Annotated in this window: 22 protein-coding genes; 5 read left to right on the plus strand and 17 right to left on the minus strand. The window is 71.4% G+C overall.

The features are described from left to right. Window positions 1–228: 228 nt before the first annotated feature. The 11 genes from ACFXPK_RS08185 to clpS all read right to left on the minus strand — a co-directional run bounded on the left by ACFXPK_RS08185 (window position 229) and on the right by clpS (window position 9,652). Window positions 229–987, minus strand: coding sequence for an MBL fold metallo-hydrolase (locus tag ACFXPK_RS08185; RefSeq protein ID WP_384993452.1), 759 nt, complete (start codon window positions 985–987; stop codon window positions 229–231). 293 nt (window positions 988–1,280) lie between these two features. Beyond that, a complete protein-coding gene (locus tag ACFXPK_RS08190; protein ID WP_385072940.1) occupies window positions 1,281–2,231 on the minus strand; it encodes a PLP-dependent cysteine synthase family protein in 951 nt (316 codons plus the stop codon). Next, the gene (locus tag ACFXPK_RS08195; RefSeq protein ID WP_384993457.1) at window positions 2,231–2,536 is read right to left on the minus strand and encodes a MoaD/ThiS family protein; all 306 of its coding nucleotides are present in this window, start codon (window positions 2,534–2,536) and stop codon (window positions 2,231–2,233) included. The genes ACFXPK_RS08190 and ACFXPK_RS08195 overlap by 1 nt, the downstream gene beginning before the upstream one ends. A 129-nt stretch (window positions 2,537–2,665) precedes the next feature. Beyond that, complete coding sequence (locus ACFXPK_RS08200; RefSeq protein WP_365812991.1) at window positions 2,666–2,782, minus strand: putative leader peptide; 117 nt, start codon at window positions 2,780–2,782, stop codon at window positions 2,666–2,668. Between the two features lie 88 nt (window positions 2,783–2,870). Continuing rightward, window positions 2,871–3,284: a Mov34/MPN/PAD-1 family protein gene (locus ACFXPK_RS08205; protein ID WP_385072944.1), complete on the minus strand. Its 414-nt coding sequence runs from the start codon at window positions 3,282–3,284 to the stop codon at window positions 2,871–2,873. Between the two features lie 131 nt (window positions 3,285–3,415). Beyond that, window positions 3,416–4,387, minus strand: a complete 972-nt coding sequence (locus ACFXPK_RS08210) for a hypothetical protein (protein ID WP_384993462.1) — start codon at window positions 4,385–4,387, stop codon at window positions 3,416–3,418. Further along, window positions 4,384–6,219, minus strand: a complete 1,836-nt coding sequence (locus ACFXPK_RS08215) for an alpha/beta hydrolase (RefSeq protein WP_384993464.1) — start codon at window positions 6,217–6,219, stop codon at window positions 4,384–4,386. The genes ACFXPK_RS08210 and ACFXPK_RS08215 overlap by 4 nt, the downstream gene beginning before the upstream one ends. 8 nt (window positions 6,220–6,227) lie before the next feature. Further along, window positions 6,228–6,683, minus strand: coding sequence for a hypothetical protein (locus ACFXPK_RS08220; RefSeq protein WP_385072949.1), 456 nt, complete (start codon window positions 6,681–6,683; stop codon window positions 6,228–6,230). Between the two features lie 211 nt (window positions 6,684–6,894). Further along, window positions 6,895–8,373, minus strand: coding sequence for an amino acid permease (locus ACFXPK_RS08225; RefSeq protein ID WP_384993468.1), 1,479 nt, complete (start codon window positions 8,371–8,373; stop codon window positions 6,895–6,897). 371 nt (window positions 8,374–8,744) lie between these two features. Beyond that, window positions 8,745–9,347, minus strand: coding sequence for a DUF2017 domain-containing protein (locus ACFXPK_RS08230; protein ID WP_384993470.1), 603 nt, complete (start codon window positions 9,345–9,347; stop codon window positions 8,745–8,747). Further along, window positions 9,347–9,652 carry an ATP-dependent Clp protease adapter ClpS gene (gene clpS, locus ACFXPK_RS08235; RefSeq protein ID WP_329826863.1) on the minus strand — a complete coding sequence of 102 codons (306 nt, stop codon included), beginning with the start codon at window positions 9,650–9,652 and terminating at the stop codon, window positions 9,347–9,349. Before clpS ends, ACFXPK_RS08230 begins: the two co-directional genes overlap by 1 nt. 144 nt (window positions 9,653–9,796) lie before the next feature. Between clpS and ACFXPK_RS08240 the strand changes: the two genes are divergently transcribed. Together ACFXPK_RS08240 and ACFXPK_RS08245 are read left to right on the plus strand one after the other, a co-directional pair. Then, window positions 9,797–11,125, plus strand: coding sequence for a nicotinate phosphoribosyltransferase (locus ACFXPK_RS08240; protein ID WP_384993472.1), 1,329 nt, complete (start codon window positions 9,797–9,799; stop codon window positions 11,123–11,125). Between the two features lie 183 nt (window positions 11,126–11,308). Beyond that, window positions 11,309–11,902: an isochorismatase family protein gene (locus ACFXPK_RS08245; RefSeq protein WP_384993474.1), complete on the plus strand. Its 594-nt coding sequence runs from the start codon at window positions 11,309–11,311 to the stop codon at window positions 11,900–11,902. A 140-nt stretch (window positions 11,903–12,042) separates the two neighbouring features. Here the strand turns inward: ACFXPK_RS08245 and ACFXPK_RS08250 are convergent, their stop codons facing one another. Further along, a complete protein-coding gene (locus tag ACFXPK_RS08250) occupies window positions 12,043–12,369 on the minus strand; it encodes a hypothetical protein (RefSeq protein WP_384910482.1) in 327 nt (108 codons plus the stop codon). 124 nt (window positions 12,370–12,493) lie between these two features. Then, entirely contained in the window at window positions 12,494–14,917 is a 2,424-nt protein-coding gene (locus tag ACFXPK_RS08255) for an immune inhibitor A domain-containing protein (protein ID WP_385072955.1), read from the minus strand. A gap of 465 nt (window positions 14,918–15,382) precedes the next feature. Between ACFXPK_RS08255 and ACFXPK_RS08260 the strand changes: the two genes are divergently transcribed. Next, window positions 15,383–15,679 (plus strand): hypothetical protein, encoded by a 297-nt coding sequence (locus tag ACFXPK_RS08260; RefSeq protein WP_385072958.1) that lies wholly within the window; start codon window positions 15,383–15,385, stop codon window positions 15,677–15,679. A 31-nt stretch (window positions 15,680–15,710) separates the two neighbouring features. Here ACFXPK_RS08260 and ACFXPK_RS08265 read toward each other — a convergent pair whose 3' ends face one another. Together ACFXPK_RS08265 and ACFXPK_RS08270 are read right to left on the minus strand one after the other, a co-directional pair. Further along, complete coding sequence (locus ACFXPK_RS08265; RefSeq protein ID WP_384993480.1) at window positions 15,711–16,184, minus strand: RDD family protein; 474 nt, start codon at window positions 16,182–16,184, stop codon at window positions 15,711–15,713. A 530-nt stretch (window positions 16,185–16,714) separates the two neighbouring features. Continuing rightward, a complete protein-coding gene (locus ACFXPK_RS08270) occupies window positions 16,715–18,166 on the minus strand; it encodes an RDD family protein (protein WP_385072961.1) in 1,452 nt (483 codons plus the stop codon). A 584-nt stretch (window positions 18,167–18,750) separates the two neighbouring features. On the opposite strand from ACFXPK_RS08270, the gene ACFXPK_RS08275 reads away from it, so the two are divergent. Further along, entirely contained in the window at window positions 18,751–19,227 is a 477-nt protein-coding gene (locus ACFXPK_RS08275; RefSeq protein WP_385007219.1) for an SsgA family sporulation/cell division regulator, read from the plus strand. Window positions 19,228–19,243: 16 nt separating this feature from the next. Here ACFXPK_RS08275 and ACFXPK_RS08280 read toward each other — a convergent pair whose 3' ends face one another. Then, window positions 19,244–20,020, minus strand: coding sequence for a hypothetical protein (locus ACFXPK_RS08280; RefSeq protein ID WP_385072964.1), 777 nt, complete (start codon window positions 20,018–20,020; stop codon window positions 19,244–19,246). 59 nt (window positions 20,021–20,079) lie between these two features. Beyond that, window positions 20,080–21,447, minus strand: a complete 1,368-nt coding sequence (locus ACFXPK_RS08285; protein ID WP_385072966.1) for an FAD-binding oxidoreductase — start codon at window positions 21,445–21,447, stop codon at window positions 20,080–20,082. 97 nt (window positions 21,448–21,544) lie between these two features. Here ACFXPK_RS08285 and ACFXPK_RS08290 point away from each other — a divergent pair, with 97 nt between their 5' ends. Continuing rightward, the gene (locus ACFXPK_RS08290; RefSeq protein ID WP_385072969.1) at window positions 21,545–23,203 is read left to right on the plus strand and encodes a hypothetical protein; all 1,659 of its coding nucleotides are present in this window, start codon (window positions 21,545–21,547) and stop codon (window positions 23,201–23,203) included. Window positions 23,204–23,241 lie beyond the last annotated feature (38 nt).

The following is a 23,241-nucleotide window of genomic DNA, read 5'->3' on the forward strand; positions in this document are numbered from 1 at the left end:
GGGGGGGGGGGGGGGGGGGCGGGGGGGGGGGCGTCCCCCCGCCCCCCCCCGGCCGGGGCGTCCGGCGCCCGCCCCCCGCGGGTGGGGCGGGCGGCCCCGCCGGCGGCCGCCCCCCCCCCCCCCACGGTCGCGTCCGGATACGGGTCCGGTGCGGACACGCGTACCGGTACGGACACGCGTACCGATAGGGATACGGGTACCGGTACGGACGAGGTCCCGTACGCGGTGTCAGATCTCGTAGACCGCGCCGGGAACGGCCAGCTCGGCCGGGCCCGCGTACACGTCGCGCGCGTCGGCCAGGTTCCGGTCCCCGTCGGTCCACGGCGGCACATGGGTGAGGACGAGCCTGCGGGCGCGGGCGCGGGCCGCGTGCGCGCCCGCCTCGCGGCCGTTGAGGTGCAGACCCACGACGTCCTCCTTGCCGTAGGTGAAGGCCGCCTCGCAGAGGAAGAGGTCCGTCTCCTCGGCCAGCTCGACCAGGGGTTCGCAGACGCCGGTGTCCCCGGAGTACGTGAGGGATCTGCCGCCGTGCTCGACCCGGATCGCGAAGGTGTCGACGGGGTGCGCGACCTTCTCCGTACGGACGGAGAACGGGCCGATGTCGAAGGAGCCCGAGCCCGGCTTGAGCGTGTGGAAGTCGAAGACCTCGCTCATGGAACGGTCCGTGGGGGTGTCCGCGTACGCCGTGGTGAGGCGCTGCTCGGTGCCCTCGGGCCCGTAGACGGGGATCGGGTCGCACCGTCCGCCGTCGAAGCGGTAGTAGCGCGCGACGAAGTAGGCGCACATGTCGATGCAGTGGTCGGCGTGGAGATGGCTGAGGAAGATGGCGTCGAGGTCGTAGAGACCGATGTGGCGCTGCAACTCGCCCAGGGCGCCATTACCCATGTCGAGGAGCAGCCGGAAGCCGTCGGCCTCTACGAGGTAACTGGAGCAGGCCGATCCCGCGGCGGGGAACGAGCCCGAACAGCCGACGACGGTGAGCTTCATGGAGCGGGAACCTCCGTGGCGTGGACGGCGGGGCGACGGGGGTCGTGCGGTTTACCGAGCGTAAAGCGCGAAAGGGCTGGTCGCTCCTCCACAGTGGTCCGTTGTGGGGGAACTCACCCAGGACGTCACTGGTTCGGATGGTCCGTACGGGTGGCCCCGCTCCACGCCGCGGGGCGCGCGCCGTTCCGTACTCCGCCCGTACTCCGCCCCTACTCCGTTCGCGCTCCCCGCGCGCTCCGTCCGCACGCCCCCGGCGCCCGCGCCGGCCGCTGGGCTGACACGCCGCCACGCCGCTACGCCCAGAGCTGGCCGTGCAGGGTCTCGATCGCCTCTTCCGTGGTCGCCGCCGTGTAGACGCCGGTCGACAGGTACTTCCAGCCGCCGTCCGCCACGACGAAGACGATGTCGGCGCTCTCCCCCGCCTTGACCGCCTTGCGGCCCACGCCGATCGCCGCGTGCAGGGCGGCGCCGGTGGAGACGCCCGCGAAGATGCCTTCCTGCTGGAGGAGTTCGCGGGTACGGGTGACCGCGTCGGCGGAGCCGACGGAGAATCGGGTGGCGAGGACGGAGGCGTCGTACAGCTCCGGGACGAAGCCCTCGTCGAGGTTGCGCAACCCGTACACGAGGTCGTCGTAGCGGGGCTCCGCGGCGACGATCCGGACGCCCGGTACGTGCTCGCGCAGATAGCGGCCGACCCCCATGAGCGTGCCCGTGGTGCCGAGGCCCGCGACGAAGTGGGTGACGGAGGGCAGGTCGGCCAGGATCTCCGGGCCGGTGGTGGCGTAGTGGGCGCCCGCGTTGTCGGGGTTGCCGTACTGGTAGAGCATCACCCAGGAGGGGTTCTCCGCGGCGAGTTCCTTCGCCACCCGTACGGCGGTGTTGGAGCCGCCCGCCGCGGGGGACGGGACGATCTCGGCCCCCCACATGGCGAGCAGGTCGCGCCGCTCCTGGGAGGTGTTCTCCGGCATGACGCAGACGATGCGGTAGCCCTTGAGCTTGGCCGCCATGGCGAGCGAGATGCCGGTGTTGCCGCTGGTGGGCTCCAGGATGGTGCAGCCCGGGGTGAGCCGGCCGTCCTTCTCCGCCTGCTCGACCATGTGGAGCGCGGGCCGGTCCTTGACGGAGCCGGTCGGGTTGCGGTCCTCCAGCTTGGCCCAGAGCCGTACGTCCTCCGAGGGGGACAGCCGGGGGAGCCGGACCAGGGGGGTGTTGCCGACCGCCGCGAGCGGGGAGTCGTACCGCATCAGACGGCGCGCGTCGCGTCGGGCGCGCCGCCGGCCACGGCCGGGAGGATGGTGACGCTGTCGCCGTCGGCGAGCTTGGTGGCGATGCCGTCCAGGAAGCGGACGTCCTCGTCGTTGAGGTAGACGTTGACGAAGCGGCGGAGCTGGTTGTCCTTGGCGGGGTCGATCAGCCGCTCCCGGATGCCGGCGTGCCGGGTGTCGAGGTCGGCGAACAGCTCGGAGAGCGTGTCCCCGGTGCCCTCGACCGCCTTGGCGCCGTCGGTGTAGGTGCGGAGGATGGTCGGGATGCGGACCTCGATGGCCATGACATGGGCTCCTGTCGGGAGACTGCGTGACGGGCGCGCGGCTCGGGCCCCCGCGCGAGGGGGTGGTGCGGGTACGTGCGGCGTGCGTGCGTGCGGGTACGGAGGACCGCGCTCCGGGCGGGCCGTCGCTCAGCCGGCGGCGCGGCCGGGACAGATGGCACTGGCGAGGCGGCACAGATCGACGTGCAGCCGCGCCACGAGCAGCGGGGTGCTCGGCGTCTTGTCGCTCACGTCGATGGAAACCATGGGCTCATCGTATCGATTCCCGTTCCGCGTCCCGGCATGTGTTCCCAGTCGGTGGACGTTCGGCGTCCACCTGATGGACAGGGGGTGCTCAGACGATCTCGACGGGCTCTTCCTCGACGGTTCCGTCCACGATGCGGTACGAGCGGAACTGGAAGGGGCCCGCGTCGTCGGTGTCGGCGGTGGAGACCAGCACGTAGTGGGCGCCGGGCTCGTTGGCGTAGGTGATGTCCGTACGGGAGGGGTACGCCTCGGTCGCGGTGTGCGAGTGGTAGATGATCACCGGTTCCTCGTCCCGGTCGTCCATCTCGCGGTAGAGCTTGAGCAGGTCCGCCGAGTCGAACTCGTAGAAGGTGGGCGAGCGGGCGGCGTTGAGCATGGGAATGAACCGCTCGGCCCGGCCGGTGCCCTCGGGGCCCGCGACGACGCCGCACGCCTCGTCGGGGTGGTCGGCTCGGGCGTGCGCCACGATCTGGTCGTGCAGGGCCTGGGTGATGGTGAGCATGAAGAAAATATAGAGGGACCGCGGCGGAGCCCTGCGGGCAGTCGCGCCCCGCCCCCTCCGGCCGGACCCCCTACCCGGCCGGTGACCCCGACCGGGCAGGGGGTGGACGACGCTACTTCGGAATGACTCGTCTAGACGTCCCTGGACACCGATGCCGGACCGTGGTCGGGCGTTGTCACCGCCACCCGGAGCGCGCCGGTGGCCGAGCGGGCGAGCTGCGCGGTCGTGCCGTCCTCGGTGCGGAGCGCGACCACGGCGGGGGTGCCTGACGCTGTCGGTACGTGGCGCACGCTCCAGCCCGCGCTCTGGAGGTAGGCCTGGGCGCGGGCCAGGGCCCGGACCGTCTCGGCCTCCGACAGCGGCTCCGTCGACCAGGTGTGGTGCACCGAGGTGCCGGACTCGTCCCGGACGGTGCTGAGGCCTCCCCCGGACGGTGCGGGAGCCGGCCTGACCCGCAACGCGTCGAAGATCCGGCTGGAGTAGCCGAGGGCACGGCGCCCGGCGGGGTCGTCGGTCCGGAGGGTCTCCAGTGCGGCGGGGTCGGCCGTGGTCGGTGCAGTGGACCCGCCCGGCGGGAGGAAGCAGGGCGACGTCACACCGAGCGAGGCTTCGCCCTCGCCCTTGGCCCGGTCCACGATGCCGTTCATGGCGTCCATCCAGAAGTCGTCGGACTTCGTGCGCATGTAGACCGAAGGGAAGGGGCCGGCCCAGTCGACCTCACCCTTCGAGTTGTACGTGTGGCCGGCCTTGAGCCACGCGTCGCGTGCCTGCTGCACGAGCTTCTTGCCCTCGGACCCCGGCACGCCGGTGAGTACGTAGGCGATGGTGACCTGCACCCGGTCGTCGGGGCCGTGGTCGTCCCTGGCGATACAGGTACCGACAGGCGCGGCGCCGATACGCTTCAGTGTCGGTTGGGGGGACATGCCATCCACCGCCTGGCGAATGATTTCCTCTGCCCGGTCGATCGCCTGCTGCTCGTTCATAGTGACCTGTTTCGGTGTCTTTCCGCCGCTTTCCTGTCCGTTCCCCTGCCCGCCGCACGCGGTGACCATGAGCGCCATGGCCAGCAGCACGGCAGTGGTGATCACCTTGCGCGGCTTCATGGCTGTCCTCCGGTCACGATGTTCGCGAGGCTGCCGAGGGGCGTCGCATCCCAGTACTGGGAGTGCGCGGGCATCATTTCGCCGTCCGAGCCGGGGAACTTCCCGTCGGGGACGGCGAAGACCTGCCCGCCGAACTCGTCGGAGACCGGGTCGTTGCCGTGCACGATCGAGTGGTCGTCGAAGAGCCTCATGTACGCCTTCGGGTTGAGGGGGGCCAGCGGCCCTGCCGGGGGCGGGGCGAGGTTGATGAGGTCGTTCCCGGCCGTAGCCGCGAAGACCCGCTCCGGCGGTATGTTCAGGTCCTTGGCGTGATCCACGCCGACGCCCGGGCTGCCCACCATGATGGCGCTGTCGACCGGCAGGTCCAGGTGGTCTCTCATCGTCTGGCCCACCACCAGAGAGCCGTAGCTGTGCCCCAGGAGTGTCTGGTTCGGGTCGTTGCCGTTGGCTTCCTGGATGCCCTGCACGAAGCCGCCCAGCGAATCCTGTGCGTCGTCGGCCCACTTGGTCTCCGTGGCGTCGCTCAGAATGGCCTGCGGGGCGTCGTAACCGAGCCACACGATCGAGGCTGTCGAATGGGTGCGATCGGCGCGTTCCGCCCGCAACTGGAGCGCCTCGGCCCTTCTGAGATCGCCGTCGATGGACTCCAGCTCGGCGAACGTTCCGGGCACGTACGTCACCACGTTGTCGGCGGTATCCGGATTGCCTATGGAGACGATGGCGCGCCCCATGTCCTTGCTGTCGAATCCGAGCAGGTAGGGGCGGTTGCTCTCACTCGTGAAACTGTCGAAGCGTTTCTGGATGTCGTCCATGCCCTTGAGGCCGCTCTCGAACTGCCCCTTCTTCTCGTTCCACTCCTTCCACTCCTCGGTCGGGACCATCGCACCCTTCACCTCCAGCCCCGTGATCGGGCTGATGTAGGGCTTGTAGTTCGTGGGCTCGGGGTGCTTCTTGAGCCAGATGTCGTACTCCACCTGCTTGGCGGCGCGCTGTTCGGCGAGCACGAGACGGTTCGCGTCGTCACGTACGTCGGACGGCAGACCGTCGAGCTTGCCGATGCTCGCCGGGTACATGGAGACGTAGTCCGCGCGCTGCTCCTCGGAGAGGCCCTTCCACCAGTTGGCGTTGTCCTGGGGCCAGTCGTTCTTGGGCGGCGGCTTGATCGTGTGAAGGTACGCGTCGGCCGCCGACCGTACGCCGTCCGCGTCAGCCTTGGCGTCCTTCCAGTCGCGCGCGGACACGGTCAGATCGTCGTCGGCCTTCAGTGCGCGCAGTTTCGGTGCCCACTTCGTATCCGCCTCCGTGGCTTCCTCCAGCGCGTCGGCGATACGGTTCGCGTACGCGAGTGCTCTGCCGTAGTGGGGGTTCGGGTGGATGTTCACCGCCTGGCGTTCCATGGCGTCGGACGTTTCGGTGCCTCCGGCAGCTCCCGTCACCGTGCCGCCGTCGGCCGTGTCCTCCTCCCCCGGCTTCTTGCCGGGCGGATACGTGACCGAACCGTCCTGGTTCACCTTGCAGCCGTCGGCGCCGGCGTCCGCGCACGCCGCGTCCAGCTTCCGCTTGGCCGCCGCCATGTCGTAGGAGAAACCGTTGAGGGCCGTGCTGACCACCGCGCACTCGGCCTGCGTGTAATGGAAGTTGTCCGCCAGGGCTTTGAGTTCCGTCTGCGCAGCCTGCGCCGCCTCGCCCTCCAGCGTCTCGCGCATTCCCGCGGCGACGGTGTTCTCGATGTGCTCCTTTGCCAACTGGGCCATCCGGCTCATGGAGTGGTACGCATCGGCGGCCTCTTCGAACTCGGACGGCTTGAGGGCCTTGAGGGAACTGAAGTCCATGCCCGCGGTCACCGGCCCTTCGACTGGCCGCCGAGGGCGTCCGTGTCCGCGTACTTCTTCTTCAACTGGTCGATTTCTCCCTTGACCGCCTCATCCGTCTTCAGCTGGTCGTTGCCCACCCGCTCCAGGAGACTCTGAAGGGAGCCGCACCGCTCGAAGACGCTTTTGGTGTACGTCTTCCAGGAGTCGTACACCTCCTTCTGCGCCGCCGCGCTCAGACACCCCGTCGCCGTGCCGAGGCCGGCCTGCCCGTCCTCCAGCTCGGTCAGCGCGGTCGTGACGCTCTTGCGCAGGGAGCCGACCCCTTCACCGGCTGTGACCCACGCCTTCTTGCTGGACTTCAGGCCACCGGTCACGGCGCTGGCGGAAGGCCCCGGATCGGCCGGGACCTGGTTCAGCCGCATGGCGATGTCCTGACGCCCCGCCACCTCGGCCTTGGCCTGCTCCCACTCGTCCCACGCCATACGCCCCCCGTTCACTTCCGCGAATTCCGCTCGGCCAAGGAGAGTACCGCGCACCGGACGAGCCCCCGGAACAGGCGCGATGTACGGGCGCCGGTGCGCGGGTCGGCCGGTCGGCGTGGCGGGAGGGGCGCCGTCCCCGGGCACGACGGCGCCCCTCCTGCCGGGTCGGGAGGAGGGGCGTCGGCCGTGATCCGGGGGCTTCGCGTAGGGGTCAGTCGGAGGCGGGAGCGTACTCCGGCTCGTCCGGGGCGCCGGCGGGCTTGGTCCGCTGGGGGGTGCGGTTCTTCAGGTACTGCCAGCCGATGGCGAGGAACACCGCCCAGACCGCGCCCACGTAGAGGGAGATCCGCGCGTCGCTGTCGTACGCGATCAGACAGGTGACCAGGGCGAGGAAGCCGGCCGCGATCCAGCTGAAGAGCGAGCCGCCGGGTGCCGGGAAGGACGAGGCGGGCAGGCGGCCGGCCTCGACGCCGCGGCGGTAGCGGATGTGGCTGATCAGGATCATCATCCAGGTCCAGATGCCGGCGGCGGTGGCGACCGAGGTCACATAGCCGAACGCCTTCTCCGGGACGAGGTAGTTGAGGATCACGCCGATGCCCATGAGGGTGACGGAGACGGCGATGCCGACGGCCGGGGTCTTGCGGGAGTTGAGCCGTCCGAACGCGCTCGGCGCCTCGTTGTTGGCGGCGAGGCCGCGCAGCATCCGGCCGGTGGAGTACATGCCGGAGTTGCAGGAGGAGAGCGCGGCGGTCAGGACGACGAAGTTGACGATGCCCGCGGCGAGCGGGATGCCCATCTTCTCGAAGGCGTGGACGAAGGGGCTGGCGCCCGCGGAGAACTCGGTCCACTTGACGACGGAGAGGATCACCAGGAGCGCGCCGACGTAGAAGACGATGATGCGCCAGGGCAGGGTGTTGATGGCCTTGGGGAGGGTCTTCTCGGGGTTCTCGGACTCGCCCGCCGTGACGCCGACCAGTTCGACGGCGAGGTAGGCGAACATGACGCCCTGAAGGGTCATCAGGCTGGAGCCGATGCCGTTGGGGAAGACGCCGTGGTGCTGCCAGAGGTTGGCGGTGGTGGCGGTGTCACCGGCGTCGGAGAAGCCGAGGGTGAGCACGCCGAGCCCGATGACGATCATGCCGATGATGGCGGTGACCTTGATCATCGAGAACCAGAACTCGACCTCGCCGAAGATCTTCACCGAGATGAGGTTCACCCCGAAGAGGACCACCAGGAAGACCAGCGCGCTGACCCACTGGGGGATCTGCGGGAACCAGAAGTGGATGTAGATCGCGGCGGCGGTGAGTTCCGCCATGCCGGTGACGACCCACATCAGCCAGTACGTCCAGCCGGTGGCGAAGCCGAAGAAGGGGCCGAGGAATTCCCGGGCGTACTCGGCGAAGGAGCCCGAGACGGGCCGGTAGAGGAGCAGTTCGCCCAGCGCCCGCATGATGAAGAAGATCACGACGCCGGCGAGGGCGTACATGAGGATGATGCTGGGACCGGCCTTGGCGATGTTCGCCCCGGCGCCCATGAAGAGGCCGACGCCGATCGCGCCGCCGATGGCGATCATCTGGACCTGGCGGCTGCCGAGTCCGCGCTCGTACCCCTCTTCGTCCGCGCCGTTCCCGGCGGGACCCCTGGCGGCCCCGTCGCCGCCGTACTCCTTGTCGACCTGCGCAGAGGTCATGGTCGTGCGCCCTTTCTCCATACAGATCCGCGGTCGCTCACGGCCACGGACCAGTTCCTGATCCCCCCGGATATGGATGGAGTGCCACCGGCGTTCGGCCGGTCGAGACACCCCCGGGGACAGGGGTGGCGTCCCCGGGGGGTCCGGCAGATCTATCACGGGAGGAGGGGCGCCCGGCGCCCGCGACTGTGGCCCAGCCCACAGGAAGAAGGGGACGAATCGCACCGCGAACCGCAAAGAAGGCCGCGGTGGTGACGTGATCGTTATGTCGATTTGAGCGTCGTCTGAGCGTCCGGAAGGAGCACGCCGGGAGGCGTCCGGGTGACCCCGGCATGGCGCGCGGACGTCACCCGGACCCCGTGGCGGGACCCTCAGGGCATCAGGGTCTCCACGAGCGTCTCCTGGAGCGCGCCGAGCCAGAGGTACGCCATCACCATGGGCTTGCGCGGGTCGGAGTCCGGCAGCCGGTACAGCTCGCCGCCCTCGTCCTCGTCGCCGACCTCCAGGCGCGTACCGATCGTCAGCCGCAGGTCGTTGAGCGCGCCGAGCCAGTGCGTGCAGTCGTCGGGCGTCAGCTTCAGTACGGCGCCGCCCTCGCCCGTGGCGGTGAGCGCGTCCAGCGTGCGCACGAGCGCCATGCCGTCCTCGCGCTTGCGGTCGCGCAGGTCGTTCTCGGTGAACCGGCGGAACTCCGAGGAGTACTCCTTCAGTTCCTCGTCCTCGTCACCGTCGCCCGAGGTCTCCGGGTCGCCGTACGCGTCCGGGAAGAGCCGGGCCAGCGCCGGGTCGGAGGGCGGCTCGCTGGGGCCCGGTGTGAAGAGCGCGGCGAGCGGGTCCTCGCCCTGCGCGGGTTCGTCGGCGGGGCCGATCAGCTCCAGCAACTGCACGGCCAGCGAACGCAGGATCGAGATCTCGACCTCGTCGAGCGCGACGGCGGCGCCGCCGCCCGGGATCGCCTCGAAGCGCCCGGCCATCAGGTGCGGTCCTGCGAGAGGGTCGCCCAGAGACCGAATCCGTGCATGGCCTGCACATCGCGCTCCATCTCCTCGCGGCTGCCGCTGGAGACGACCGCGCGGCCCTTGTGGTGGACGTCGAGCATCAGCTTGTGCGCCTTGTCCTTCGAGTAGCCGAAATAGGTCTGGAAGACGTAGGCCACGTAACTCATGAGGTTGACCGGATCATTGTGGACGATCGTCACCCAGGGCACGTCGGGCTCGGGGACCGCGAAGGTCTCCTCGGCCGATTCGGGGCGTTCGATCTCAGTCGGAGCAACACTCACGGTTCGGGACGACCTTCTTCTCCGCAGGGGGGCGCCGGCATGCCGCGGCCTCACCCGTCCCATGCTGCCACCACGTGAGCGGTGTCGCACAAACGGCCACCGAGAAATCGTCAGAGTGACGAGTATTCGGGGTAGCATCGTCGTATGAACACTGCGGACCTTGGGCTGCCGGTGGACATTCCGTCGACCGCGCTCTTCACCGATCAGTACGAGCTGACGATGCTCCAGGCAGCGCTGCGGGCCGGTACGGCCGACCGGCGCTCCGTCTTCGAGGTCTTCACCCGGCGGCTGCCCGAGGGGCGCAGGTACGGGGTCGTGGCGGGGACCGGACGGGTGCTGGACGCCGTGGAGAACTTCCGCTTCGACCCCGACCTGCTGGGATTCCTGCGCGAGAACGCCGTCGTCGACGAGGCGACGCTCGCCTGGCTCGCCTCGTACCGCTTCCGCGGCGACATCTGGGGGTACCCGGAGGGCGAGGTCTACTTCCCCGGCTCGCCGGTGCTGCGGGTCGAGGGCACCTTCGCGGAGTGCGTGCTGCTGGAGACCGTGATCCTCTCCATCCTCAACCACGACTCGGCGATCGCCGCCGCCGCCTCCCGGATGGCGACGGCGGCGGGCGGCCGCCGGCTGATCGAGATGGGCGCGCGCCGCACCCACGAGCTGGCCGCGGTGGCCGCCGCGCGCGCCGCGTACGTGGGCGGCTTCGACGCCACCTCCGACCTGGCCGCCGGGTTCCGGTACGGCATCCCCACGGTCGGTACGAGCGCGCACGCCTTCACCCTGCTGCACGACACCGAGCGCGACGCCTTCCGCGCCCAGGTCGACTCCCTCGGCCGCGGTACGACGCTGCTGGTGGACACGTACGACGTGGCCGAGGCGGTGCGGACCGCCGTGGAGATCGCCGGGCCCGAGCTGGGCTCCGTGCGGATCGACTCGGGCGATCTGCTGCTGGTCGCGCACCGGGTGCGCCAGCAGCTCGACGAGCTGGGCGCGGTCGACACCGGGATCGTGGTCACCTCCGACCTGGACGAGTACGCGATCGCCTCGCTGGCGGCGGCGCCGGTGGACTCGTACGGGGTCGGCACGCAGCTCGTCACGGGCAGCGGGCACCCCACCTGCTCCATGGTCTACAAGATCGTCGCGCGGGCCGCCTCGGCGGACCCGAAGGCCCCGCTCCGGCCGGTGGCGAAGAAGTCGCTGGGCGGGAAGACCTCGGTCGGCGGGCGCAAGTGGGCGGCGCGCCGGCCGGACGCGCAGGGGTACGCGGAGGCCGAGGTGCTCGGCACCGGCCCGATCCCCCCGGAGCTGCTGGACCGGCAGCTCCTGGTGGAGCTGGTCAAGGGCGGCGAGATCGTGGCCCGCGAGTCGCTGGACGTGGCGCGCGAGCGGCACGCGGCGGCGCGGGCGGGGCTGCCGATGTCGGCCATGCAGCTCTCGCGCGGCGAGCCGGTGATTCCGACCGAGTACGTGTGAACGGGATCGGGGCGAGCAGGGGAAGAGGGTGAGTGTGATGGAAATGTCTCGTACTGGCGTACGACCCCTCCCGTACGGCGGCGGGAGTCCCTACGCTCAATTCCAGCCGCCCTCCCCCGGCCTCCGCACGGCTTTCCCCATCGCTCCGCTCCCTGTCCGCTCCCCCACTGAAGGACCTCCGCCATGCACCGCGCACTGATCGTCGTCGACGTACAGAACGACTTCTGCGAGGGCGGCAGCCTCGCCGTGGCAGGCGGCGCCGACGTCGCCGCCGCCATCACCGATCTGATCGGCCAGGCGACCGCCGGGTACCGGCACGTGGTCGCCACCCGCGACCACCACATCGACCCGGGCGACCACTTCGCGAAGCCCCCGGCCGAGCCGGACTACGTCACCACCTGGCCGGTGCACTGCGTGGCCGGTACGGAGGGTGTGGGCTTCCACCCGAACTTCGCGCCGGCGGTCGCCTCGGGCGGGATCGCCGCGGTCTTCGACAAGGGCGCGTACTCGGCGGCGTACAGCGGCTTCGAGGGCGCCGACGAGAACGGCGTCGGGCTGGCCGACTGGCTGCGCGAGCGCGAGGTGACCGAGGTCGACGTGGTCGGTGTCGCCACGGACCACTGCGTACGGGCGACGGCGCTGGACGCGGTCCGTGCGGGCTTCGTCACCCACGTGCTGCTCGACCTGACGGCGGGGGTCTCCGCCGCGACCACGGAGCGGGCCCTGGAGGAGCTGCGGGACGCGGGCGTGGCGCTGACGGGCAAGCCGGTCGTCTGACCGCCGCGAGGGCGGGAGAGGGGCGCCGGGGGGCCTTCCGGGCCTCCGGGCGCCGAGCGCCGTCCACGGAGGGCCGCTCACCGGGAGCCGTCCGCCGGATGCCCCTGCCCGGCGGCGCGCGGCGGCCTCGGCGCCCCGCGTCAGTACCCCATCACCGCGGGCCTCAGCAGCGCCCGGATGGGCCGCCAGAGCTGGTCCGCGGTGCCCGGCGCGTCCGGTGTCGTACGCCAGAGCAGGCCGTCCGGGTGGTGCAGTACGGCCGTGATCTCGTCCGGTGTCGGCGGCTCCGCGTTGCCGCGCAGATAGACCGCCCGCAGCCCCAGGTTCCGCAGCCTGGTCAGGGCGCGGGCCCGGTTCGCGGCGTGCACCAGGACGCGTACGGTGCCGTCCTCGGCGGCCGGGCTGGGCAGGGTCAGTGCCACCACCACGGTGCCGTTCGGGAGCTTGCTGAAGCCTCCACTCGCCATGTCCTCATCGCCCCCGTGAGACGTCGTGTCAATAAGAGAATCGTAGGACGCACCTAAACACGAACGGCCGCCGCCCGCTAGGGGGCGACGACCGATCACGCATTTGACCTGCGGTTACTTCCGGTTACTTGCCGGACTTACCTACCTTGACCGTCATCGTGGAGCCGTCCAGGGGCTGGCTGACGATGCTGATCTTGGTGTTGGTGTCAGGAACCTTGACGCTGCCGCCCTTGTTCTCCTCGTACCAGTAGGTGCCCTTGCGGTCGTCGAAGACCGGGGCGCCCAGGGACGGGGAGATCCGCGTCAGCTTGTCGGCGCGGTGGAGCGAGAGACCCGACGTCGGCCACCAGCTGAAGGTGGAGTCGTACGCCTGGATCCGGTTGCGCATCAGCGTGCCGTCCGACCACTTCAGCGGCTTGGCGTGGGCGTCGATCGGCAGGACCAGGCCCTCGCCCGGGTGCTGACTGGTGTTGTTGTCCTTCTGCGAGGTGTCCCACAGCCAGATCAGCAGGCCGTTCTGGTACGCGAAGTGCTCGACCTTGCCGTCGTTCGGCGCCGTGAAGCCGAAGTTGTACGGGCCGACCTTGAGCGTCCTGTCGTACGAGACGTACTGGCGGTTCTCGGCGATGTAGTACTGCTCGTAGTCCTGGGTGAAGGACTCGCCGATGCGCGAGAAGCCCTTCGCGGTCCAGCCCGCGTCGTCGCCCTCGGCGTTGTCCGTGAAGACCGGCGCGCCGTCGGCGGTGAGCGTGATGGCGTCGGCCGTGAAGCCCTTGCCGGCCACGCCGCCGTCCGTCTGGTAGCGGAAGCGCAGGTCGAACTTCTGGCCCGCGTAGGCGTCCAGCGGGAAGGCGAGCTTCTTCGCCGCGCCCGAGACCCCGGTCAGCGCCGGCTTGTCGGCGGCGTCGCGCGGCAGGGACCTGCCGTCGGCGGTGCCGTCCAGCGGCGTCCAGTTGGCACCGCCGTCCGTGGAGACCTCGGTGTAGAGGTAGTCGTAGTCGGCCTCGATGTCCCACCAGCCGGTCAGGTCGAGCGACGCGGACGACTTGCCGGTCAGATCCACCGAACGGGTGAGGGTGTTCTTGAGGTCGTCACCCATGTCGCTCCACCACTGCTTGGAGCCTTCCGCGGGCTTCACGACCGTCGTCGTCTTCTCCTTCTTGGGGAGTTCGACGATGAGCGCCTGCGGGTTCTTCGTGTTGTACGCGGAGACGCCCAGCTTGTGGGTCGAGTTGGTGGCCGCCTTCGCCTCGGCGTAGTTGAGCCAGCCGAGCTGGAGCTTGTCCCAGGCGGTCATGTCACCGGGCAGGTCGCCGATCTCGTTCTTGCCGGTGCCCAGCCACGAACCGGACGACATCAGCGTCCAGAAGGCGGTGGAGTTCTCGCCGCCCGAGGTGTCGTACAGGTCCGGCAGGCCCAGGTCGTGGCCGTACTCGTGGGCGAAGACCCCGAGGCCGCCGTTCTCCGGCTGCATCGTGTAGTCGCCGACCCAGATACCGGTGTCGCCGACCGGGGCGCCGCCCGCCTTGTTGTTCGCGGGGCCCGTGGAGCCGGCGTTGGTGCCGTACGCGTACCAGCGGTGCGCCCAGAGGGCGTCCGTGCCCTGGACGCCGCCGCCCGCGGACTCGTCCTCACCGGCGTGCACGATCTGGAAGTGGTCGATGTAGCCGTCGGGCTCGTTGAAGTCGCCGTCGTTGTCGAAGTCGTAGCGGTCCCACTGGTCGTACTGGGAGAGCTGCTCCTTGATCTGGGCGTCGGTCCTGCCCTGGGCCTTCTGGTCGGCGGTCCAGGCGCCGAGGCCGTCGCGCACCAGGTCCCAGACGTTGGCGCAGTTGGTGGAGCCGCAGTAGTTGGAGCCGTAACGGGCCTCGTTCCACGGGACCTTGACCCAGTCGGAGACCTCACCGTCGACCGAGTAGCGCCCGGAGGACGTCTTCTCGTAGTAGGTCTTCAGGGAGTCCTTCGGCTGGCCCTTGGCGTCCTTGCCGGTGCCGAAGTACAGGTCCTGGAAGTGCTCCTGGCTGTAGTCGGCCTGCCAGGCGGTGGAGTTGTCCACCTTGCGGTCGGGCTCGGCTATCTCGTTGTGCAGCGGGCCGGGGTCGCCGCCGTACTTGACGACGGGCGGCAGGGGCCCGTCGGGGCCGTCCGGGTCGTACGTCGTCGTGTTGTCGACGTCGTCGCCGAACTCCACGAGGATGGTGAAGATCTTGTCGGTCTTCTCCCGGCCCAGCTCGACGTACTTCTTGTTGTCGAGCTTGACGACCTGGGAGCTGCCGCGCCGCTCCACCTTGGCGTCGCCGGATATGACCTGCTGGAGCGCGGCCTCGCGCTGCTTGGACTGCTGCTTGCTGAACGGGCCGTCCAGGTCGTGTTCGACCTGCCCCTTCTGAGGCGCCGGGTCACGGCGCTCCGCGCCGGACGGGGCGCTGGAAGCGGAGGCGGGGCGGTCCTGGGCCTGAGCCGTGGTGAAGGCCGATGCCGTCGCGGCGGTCGCGGCCAGAGCCACGAGCACCGCGGAGACTCTTCTCGCCCGTCGGTTTCTGATCACTTGGTGGTGTTCCTCCCCGGCGCACGCGATCCGCGGACCGGGAGTGGAGGATCCGCGCGCGTCTGCGCGTCATAAGTGACGACATTGGACCCGAGTTGACGGAGAAAAGACAGACCTTGACTTGAACCCGTCAACTGCATTATGCGGCCTTCCGGTTCCACTATCCGGACAGACGGAGTGAACCGGCCAACAGGTGCATATATTCGGCCTGTTGGCGGGGGCGCGTGACTCGATGCGCCCCCCATGCACCGGCACCATGGGTCAGGTCACGCTTACGTGCCGTTCCACTCGGGCATCCACGGCCTTAGAGTCGACGATGAGGGCGACCGCCTTGCGACGACCTGGTCCCACTTGTCCCACCGCGCAAGTCAGTACGAGATACGCGAGACGCACCCAACATCCCCAGAACAACAGAATCCTCGTAACCCCCACAGATGTCGACGCCCCCGAGGGACGGATTCCGCCATGCCGCGTCCTACTGCCGCACAGCTCGCCTACGGCTCCGCCACCATCGTCTGCTCCACGCTCGCCATGCTGCTGCTCTCCGGTACGAGTACGGGCATCGGCGTCGCGGTGATCGGCGTCGCCGCGCTCGGTCTGGGACTGCTGGTCGCCATGACCGTGCCGCTGCCCCGCAAGGACCGGGCGGCGCGGGCGGCCACCCCCCGCCGGGGCACGGGCGCGGAGAGCCCGGCCCGCACCACGTCGGTGCCGGGACCGCGTACGCAGGGCTCGGGGCTGGGCGCGCAGACCCGCCGCTGAGGACCACGGGTGCACGGCGCCGCGGTGGGCTCTACCGGGGCGCCGTCACCACGACGGTTCGGGCGGCCTTGTCGTGCAGGCCCTGCCGGTACGGCCGGCTGGCCAGGATCGTCACGATGATGATGAGCCACCAGAGGAAGAGGCAGCAGAGCAGCGCGGGCACCCAGAGCACCAGGGCGCGCGTCATCGAGGAGTTGGCCTCCGGTACGGACCCGTCGTTGAGCATCGCCACCCGCAGCCTGAGCCAGCGCTTGCCGAGGGTCTGCCCGTACTTCTTCGTCATCAGGGTGTCGTAGCCGACGTAGGCGATGATCGAGATGAGCGACCAGACCCACTGGGTACCGGTGTTCACCTGGTTGGTGACCTCGTCCCAGTTCCCCGTGGTGCTCGATCCGTGGCGCCAGCCGCCGACGAGCAGCGAGATGATCGCCAGCGGGATGAAGATGATCAGCGCGTCGATGACCCGGGCCGCGAGACGGGTCGCGAACGGCGCGAGCGGCGGCATCCCGGCGAGCGGGTCCGTACCGCCGTGGGGACCGCCTCCCCCATAGGGGTCCTGCCCGTAGGGAGAGCCGCCGTAAGGGGAGCCGCCGGGCGCGTTCGGATCGTACGGCGGGGCCTTGGGCGGCCCGTGTTCGCCACCGTAGGGAGAGCCGTACGGGGAACCCCCGGAGGACGGCGGAGGCCCCTGGGGCGGTGGAGGCTCGTGCGGTCCCTGAGGGTCCTGCGACCCTTGGCCCGGCCCGTAGCCCGGCCCCTGACCCTGACCGTGACCTGGTCCTTGACCTGGCCCTTGGCCCTGACCGTGACCCTGGCCCCATCCCTGGTCCTGGTCCTGGCCCGGTCCCTGGCCCTGCCCCGGACCCTGGGGCTCCGAGGGCTTCTTGAGGAAGGGGTCGTCCTCGGGCGGCTGGCCGGGCGGCGGCTGATCATTGCTCATGGGGGCAGTGCACCCCGGCCCGCGAGGGCCCGCAACGGCTGGCCCGCCGTTCGGAGGAACGGCCGGCCGCCGCCTCACACCCCGTCAGCGGCGGCTCAGCGCGCCACGAAGGTGTGGGCGATCTTGTCGTGCCAGCACTGCCGCCACGGCCGGTCGATCAGGCACCACAGCACGTTGCCGAGCCCCACGACGAGCAGCCCGAGCACGCTGTAGACCAGCCAGCGGCGCAGCGCGGCGCCGAAGGCCGGGGCCTCGTGGGTCTCGATGTCCCGCACGTCGAGCCCGCACAGCTTCTTGCCCAGCGTGCGCCCCCACTTGGCGGTCGGCACCGCCTCGTAGAACACGCCCACGATCAGCAGGGCGAGGAGGACGCCGCCGAGGTAGCCGGCCGTGGTGGTGTCGAGCAGCCAGACGGTGACGGTCTGTCCGGTCTGCCGGGCCGCCTCGACCTTGTCGTCGATATGGGCGAGGGCGCGGCTGATGAGCGGTACGGCGACGGCGCCGACGACGATCCCCAGCACCAGTGTGTCGATCAGCCTTGCCAGGACGCGCTTGCCGAGGGCGGCGGGGCGCGAGGCGGCCTGGGCGCGCGCGGCCTGGAGGAACGGGTCCTCGACGGGCGGCTTCCAGGGCACCACGGGCTGGTCGGGCTGGTCCGGCTGGGCGAGCCGGTGCACCTGCTGCGCCCAGGAGGCGGCGCCGCCGCCGCTGCCGGCGCTGATCGGGGAGGCGGGCCCGGGGCCGGGCTGCGGCGCGGGCGCCGGTTCGGGCGCGTAGGGCCCCGGGGGCTGCGGTGCGGGCAGCGCCGGTGGCTGCTGGTGCGCCGGCTGACGCGCCGGGAGCTGCGGCTTCGGCCCGGCGTCGAGCGCGCGGATCGCCATCGTGCCCGGGTCGGCGGGGCGCTCCGCGGGGGCGTCCTCGTCCTTCGCGCGCCGCGCGGCGCGCAGGGCGCGGATGGTCATGGTGGAGTCGGCGGGCTTCTTGGCCTCGCGGGGCGCCGGGGCCCGGCCGGGGCCCGCGCCGCCGCGCCGCTGGGGGCGGATCGCGACCGTGCCGTCGGTGGGCGGGGTACCGCCGTCGCCGTCGTCGCTGCCGTCGGCGTCGCCGGTCCCGGGGCCGAGGGAGCGTACGCCGGGCAGCGCGCCACCGGTCGGGTCGGCGGCGGGGGCGGGGGCCGGGGCCGGGACCCGGGGGTCCTGGCCGGGCACGACGGTCCCGCCCCAGGAGACCCGGGCGTCGCGCTCGCCGCCGAAGCCGGTCTGGCGGGAGGCGTCGGCCTGCCAGGCGGAGGCGGGCTCCTGGCGGGCCCGCTCGGGCGGGTCCTCGTCGAGGAAGACCGGCCCGGTCTCGTCGACGGCGGGCAGCGCGGGCGGGGCGGCGGCGGGCGGGAGCGCGGCGGGCGCGCCCTCGCCCTCCCGGGGCGCGGGGCGCGAGGTGCCGGGCACCCACGCGGCACCGTTCCAGTACCGGACGTATCCAGGAATGGAAGGGTCCGGGTAGAAGCCTTCCCGGGGTACGTTCCCACCGTCACCAGGAGGAGTAGCCACTGACCCCAACTCCGTTCGCTCACACCATGTTTGACCTGACAGGGCCGCCCGGCGCCGGAACGGCGACCGGATTCGTGCTCCCGCTTGTCCAGGAAGACAGTAACGAAGAACCGGGGGCCCGGAAGATGGCGCCCGGCAGAAAGAACCCCGTTCGGGCGGCGGCCCGGCCGTACTGCTGCGAAGCGTAAGGCTGCGGGGTGGGATCTGTTCGCGGACCTGCACCAATTCGGCACATCGGTTCGAGCCGGAGCGCCCGGCCGACGGGCGGAAACGGGGTGGAGCGCGCCTCCGGCGGGTGCGTCACCCGGTTGGACCGCACGCGTGCGCCGGATTCACTCCTTGGCGGTCGCCGGCGGGCGCCCGTCGCTCCCCCGGGTGACGGCGGCACCGGGCCGACGGCGGCGCGCGCGTGACGGCGGCACCGGACCGACGGCGGCGCGCGCCGGGAACGGGCCGTCGCTCACACGGAGTCGGCGCGGTCACCCAAAGTCATCGGCGAAAGTCGCGTCATGAACCGCGAGCCGCCGCCTCTCTCCTGGTGAGGCCCCGCCGCTGGGCCCACGCCAGGAAAGGAAGTGTCCGTCATGCACTCTGTGGTCGAACGCGAGCTGGAACTGAATCTGGTGCTGTCGCCCGAGCGCAGCATCCCGGTGCCGGCCCGGCTGACGTACCGTACGGACGATCCGTACGCCGTGCACATCACCTTCCATGTCGGCTCGGACACCCCCGTGCACTGGACCTTCGCCCGCGAGCTGCTGGTGGAGGGGGTCTTCCGGCCGTGCGGGCACGGGGACGTCAGGATCTGGCCGACGAAGGTCGACGGGCGGCAGGTGCTCTGTGTCGCCCTGTCCTCGCCCGACGGGGACGCCCTGCTCGAAGGGCCGTCGGTGGCCCTGTCGGCGTGGGTGGAGCGGACGCTGCGCATCGTGCCGCCGGGGACGGAGGCCGGCCGGCTGGGGCTGGACGAGGCGCTGACGGCGCTGCTGACCCCGGCGGGCAGCGACGAGCTGTGGCTGCGCGACCCGTGGCCGTCGGACGAGTCGGTGGACGACGAGGCGTGAGCGCGCGGGACCTGGCTCACACGTTCAGTTCGCGGGTCTCCTCGATGAAGTCGCCGACGACCGCCGCGTTCCGTACGGGGACGTCGCACCGTCCGGCGCCGGTACGGATCCGCAGCAGGGACGGGCCGGCGGCCGTCGTCGGCGCCAGCTCCCGCCACTCGATCACGGCCGGTGCGGCGGCCGTGCCCGACAGGCCGCCGCGCAGGGTGACGCCCTCGTCGGTGACCGTCAGGTCGCCGAGGCGGACGGCGCCCTCCGTGTCGAGGGTCGCGCGCAGCCGTTCGAGGACCCGGGGGCGTATGCCCGCCTCCAGCGCCTCGGACAGCTTGTTCTGCCGTACGACGTGTGCCAGGACGACCGGCTCCGCGCGGCCGGCCGGCCAGATCGCGGTGACGGGGGCCCGTTCGGTGAACCGCAGGCCGCCGGAGGCCAGGCCGATGTCGCTGCCGCCCCGGTCGTGCCCGGTGGAGTCGATCTCCTGCCAGGCGTACGTGACGGGCCCGGACCGCGGGTGTGCGAGCAGCACGCCGCCCTCGTAGACGACGGCCGTCCTGACACCGTGGGCGGGCGGTATGCGGCGCAGCCCGGCGATGCCCGCGTAGAGGAGCCCGGCCACCACCGGCACGTAGAGGAAGGGGGACCCGAGGGTGAGGTAGGCGATCACCGCGGCCATGGCCACCGGGACGAGCAGGATCTGCATCCAGGGCAGCCCGCGGTGGACGCGGTGGACGGAGCGCCGGTCCCCCAGGCCCCGTCCGCCCGCCGTCGTGTCGTACTCGGTCAGCTTGCTCACACGTACTCCCGCCGCGCCCTCGGGCGGTCGCTCCCCGGGGAGGTGTCGCGCCGTCGGCCTCAGAAAAGCTTGCCCGGGTTGAGCAAGCCCAGCGGGTCGAAAGTCTGCTTGATACCGCGCTGCAACTCCAGCCCCACCGGTCCCAGCTCCCGCGACAGCCACTCCTTCTTCAGGGTGCCGACGCCGTGCTCCCCGGTGATCGTGCCGCCCAGCTCCAGGCCGAGCCCCATGATCTCGTCGAAGGAGGCGCGGGCCCGCCGGGACTCGTCCGGGTCGGCCTGGTCGAAGCAGACGACGGGGTGGGTGTTGCCGTCGCCCGCGTGGGCGCAGACGCCGATGGTCAGGTCGTACTTCTCGGCGATGGCGGCGGTGCCGTCGATCATCGCGGCGAGCCGGGAGCGCGGTACGCACACGTCGTCGATCATCGTGGCCGAGCGGACGGCCTCCAGCGCGGGGAGCGCGAGGCGCCGGGCCTGGAGCAGCAGTTCGGACTCGGCGGAGTCCTCGGCGGGGACCACCTCGGTGGCGCCGGCCTCCGTGCACAGCTCACCGACGGCGGCGAGGTCGGCGGCGGGGTCCGGTGTGTCGAAGGCGGCGAGGAGGAGCGCCTCGGTGGACTCCGGAAGGCCCATGTGCGCGAGCGCGTTGACGGCGCGGACGGTCGTACGGTCCATGATCTCCAGCAGCGACGGGGTGTGCCCGCGCTCCATGATCCGGCAGACGGCGTCGCACGCGGCGGCGGCCGAGCCGAACTCGGCGGCCAGGGCGAGCTGCCGGGGCGGCTCCGGCTTGAGGGCGAGGACGGCCTTGACGACGATGCCGAGGCTGCCCTCGGAGCCGACGAAGAGACGTGTCAGGTCGTATCCGGCGACGCCCTTGGCGGTGCGGCGCCCGGTGGTGAGGAGGCGGCCGTCGGCGAGGACGACGTCGAGGCCGAGGACGTACTCGGCGGTCACGCCGTACTTGACGCAGCACAGCCCGCCGGAGGCGGTGCCGATGTTCCCGCCGATGGTGCATGTCTCCCAGCTCGACGGGTCGGGCGGGTAGGCGAGGCCGAGTTCGGCGACGGCGCGGGAGAGGGTGGCGTTGATGACGCCGGGTTCGACGACGGCGATCCGGTCGACGGCGTCGATCTCCAGGATCCGGTCCATCTTGGTCAGGGAGAGGACGATGCACCCGTCCGAGGCGTTGGCGGCGCCCGACAGCCCCGTACGGGCTCCTTGCGGGACGACGGGGACACGGAGCGCGGTGGCCGTGCGCATGACGTGCTGGACCTGTTCGGCGGTGCGCGGCAGTACGACGACGGCGGGCGTTCCGGCCGGGCAGAAGCTGGCCATGTCGTTCGCGTAGGAGATCGTGATGTCGGGATCGGTGATCAGGGCGTCGGCGGGAAGGCCGGTCCGGAGCCGTACGAGGAGATCGTCCATGATCCCAGGCTCGCACCCGGGGCCATCGGTGTGAACCCGTGGGCGATCCACAACTCAAGACAGTGTGTGCTCTTCATATTGACGCACAGTAATCATCATGAACGCCATGAAGACGGAGCAGGTCAGACAGGTCAGAAGGGCGGCGCTGGCGGCCGGGGTGGGTGCGGCGCTGGTCGGGGGCGTCCTGCTGTTCGTACCGGACCGGGGGGAGGGATCGCGGACACCGACCCCGCAGGAGCGGGCGCTCGCGGCGGTGAGCGCGGGCGCGCCCGCCTCGCTGCCCGATCTCGACGCGCTCATCCAGGACCGCGAGAAGTGGCTGCGGACCCATCCGGAGGACAGCACGGCGTGGGCGGTGCTGGGCGCGGCGTACGTCGAACGCGGCGAGCGGCGCGGGGACACGGCGTACTACTCGAAGGCCGACGAGGCGCTGCGGCGCTCCCTGAAGGGCCCGCCGGTGGGCGCGGCCGGACCGGAGGACCACGGGGGGCGTGACGCCGGGGCCGCGGACGGCGACGGTACGGAGGGCGACGGCGGTACGGAGGGCGGGGACGACGGCAAGCAGGGCGGGCTCGGGGCGCCCACCCGTACCCAGGCGCTGGCCGGTCTCGCCTCGCTCGCCAACGCCCGCCACGACTTCACCACCGCCAAGAAGTGGGGCGAGACGCTCCGCGCCCGCCAGCCCAAGGCGTGGGCGGCGTACCCGGTGCTGATCGACGCGTACACCGGTCTGGGCGATTACGCGGCGGCGGGCAGGGCGCTCGACAAGCTGAAGGAGCTGCGCCCCGGCACCCCGGCCGTGCTGGAGCGCGCGGTCTCCGTCTACCGGGACCGCGGCTGGCGCGAGGACGCGGAGGCGAAGGCCGACGAGGCCGTGGCGCACGCCGCCTCCCCCACCGCGAAGGCGGAGGCGCTGTACGCGCTGGGCGAGCTGGCCTGGGAACGCGGCGAGCCGACCGAGGCGATGGGCCACTACGACGCCGCGCTCGCGACGGCACGCGACCACCCCGCCGCGCTGGCCGGCCGGGCGCGCGCGCTGGCCGCGCTGAGCAGGACGGACGAGGCGTACCGCGACTACCAGGCGGCGCTGGCGAAGCTGCCGCGCCCGGAGTACGCGCTGGAGCTGGGCGAGCTGTACGACGCGAACGGACTGGACGGCGACGCCCGCACCCAGTACGCGACGCTGCGCGCCCGGGCGGCGCGGGCCCAGGGCCACGGCGTGAACGAGGAGTTGGTCCTCGCCCGCTTCGAGGCGGACCACGGCTCCCCGACGGCGGCGGTGGCGCGGCTGCGCGCCGAGTGGGCGCGCCACCACCGCTCCATGGAGGTCGCGGACGCGCTCGGGTGGGCGCTGTACCGGGCGGGCCACGGCCAGGAGGCGCTGAAGTACGCGAAGAAGGCGACCGGGCAGGGGCGGCGCAGCGCGCTGTTCCTCTACCACCGGGGCGAGATCGAACGGTCGCTGGAGATGTACGGTCCCGCCCGCCGCCATGTCGGCGAGGCGCTGCGCGTCAACCCGTACTTCTCGCCGCTGCTGGCGCCGCGGGCGCTGGCCGCGCTGGAGTCGCTCGGGGAGCCGGAGGAGGGCGGCCCGCGGGACGTGGAGGGCGCGGGGACGACACCGCAGCCGGCCGAGGTCGCGCGGCCCACGAAGCCGGCGACGGGCGCCACGCCCTCGGGTTCCCCCGCGCCGGCCGTACCGTCGTCGCCCGGACCGTCACCCGTGCCGTCCTCGTCCCCGCCGGCGGTGTCCTGACGCCTCGGCGGCCACGGGTGGGGGGGGCCCCCGCTCAG

Origin of the sequence: Streptomyces sp. NPDC059142 (assembly GCF_042755665.1) — a bacterium.
Taxonomy (GTDB): domain Bacteria; phylum Actinomycetota; class Actinomycetes; order Streptomycetales; family Streptomycetaceae; genus Streptomyces.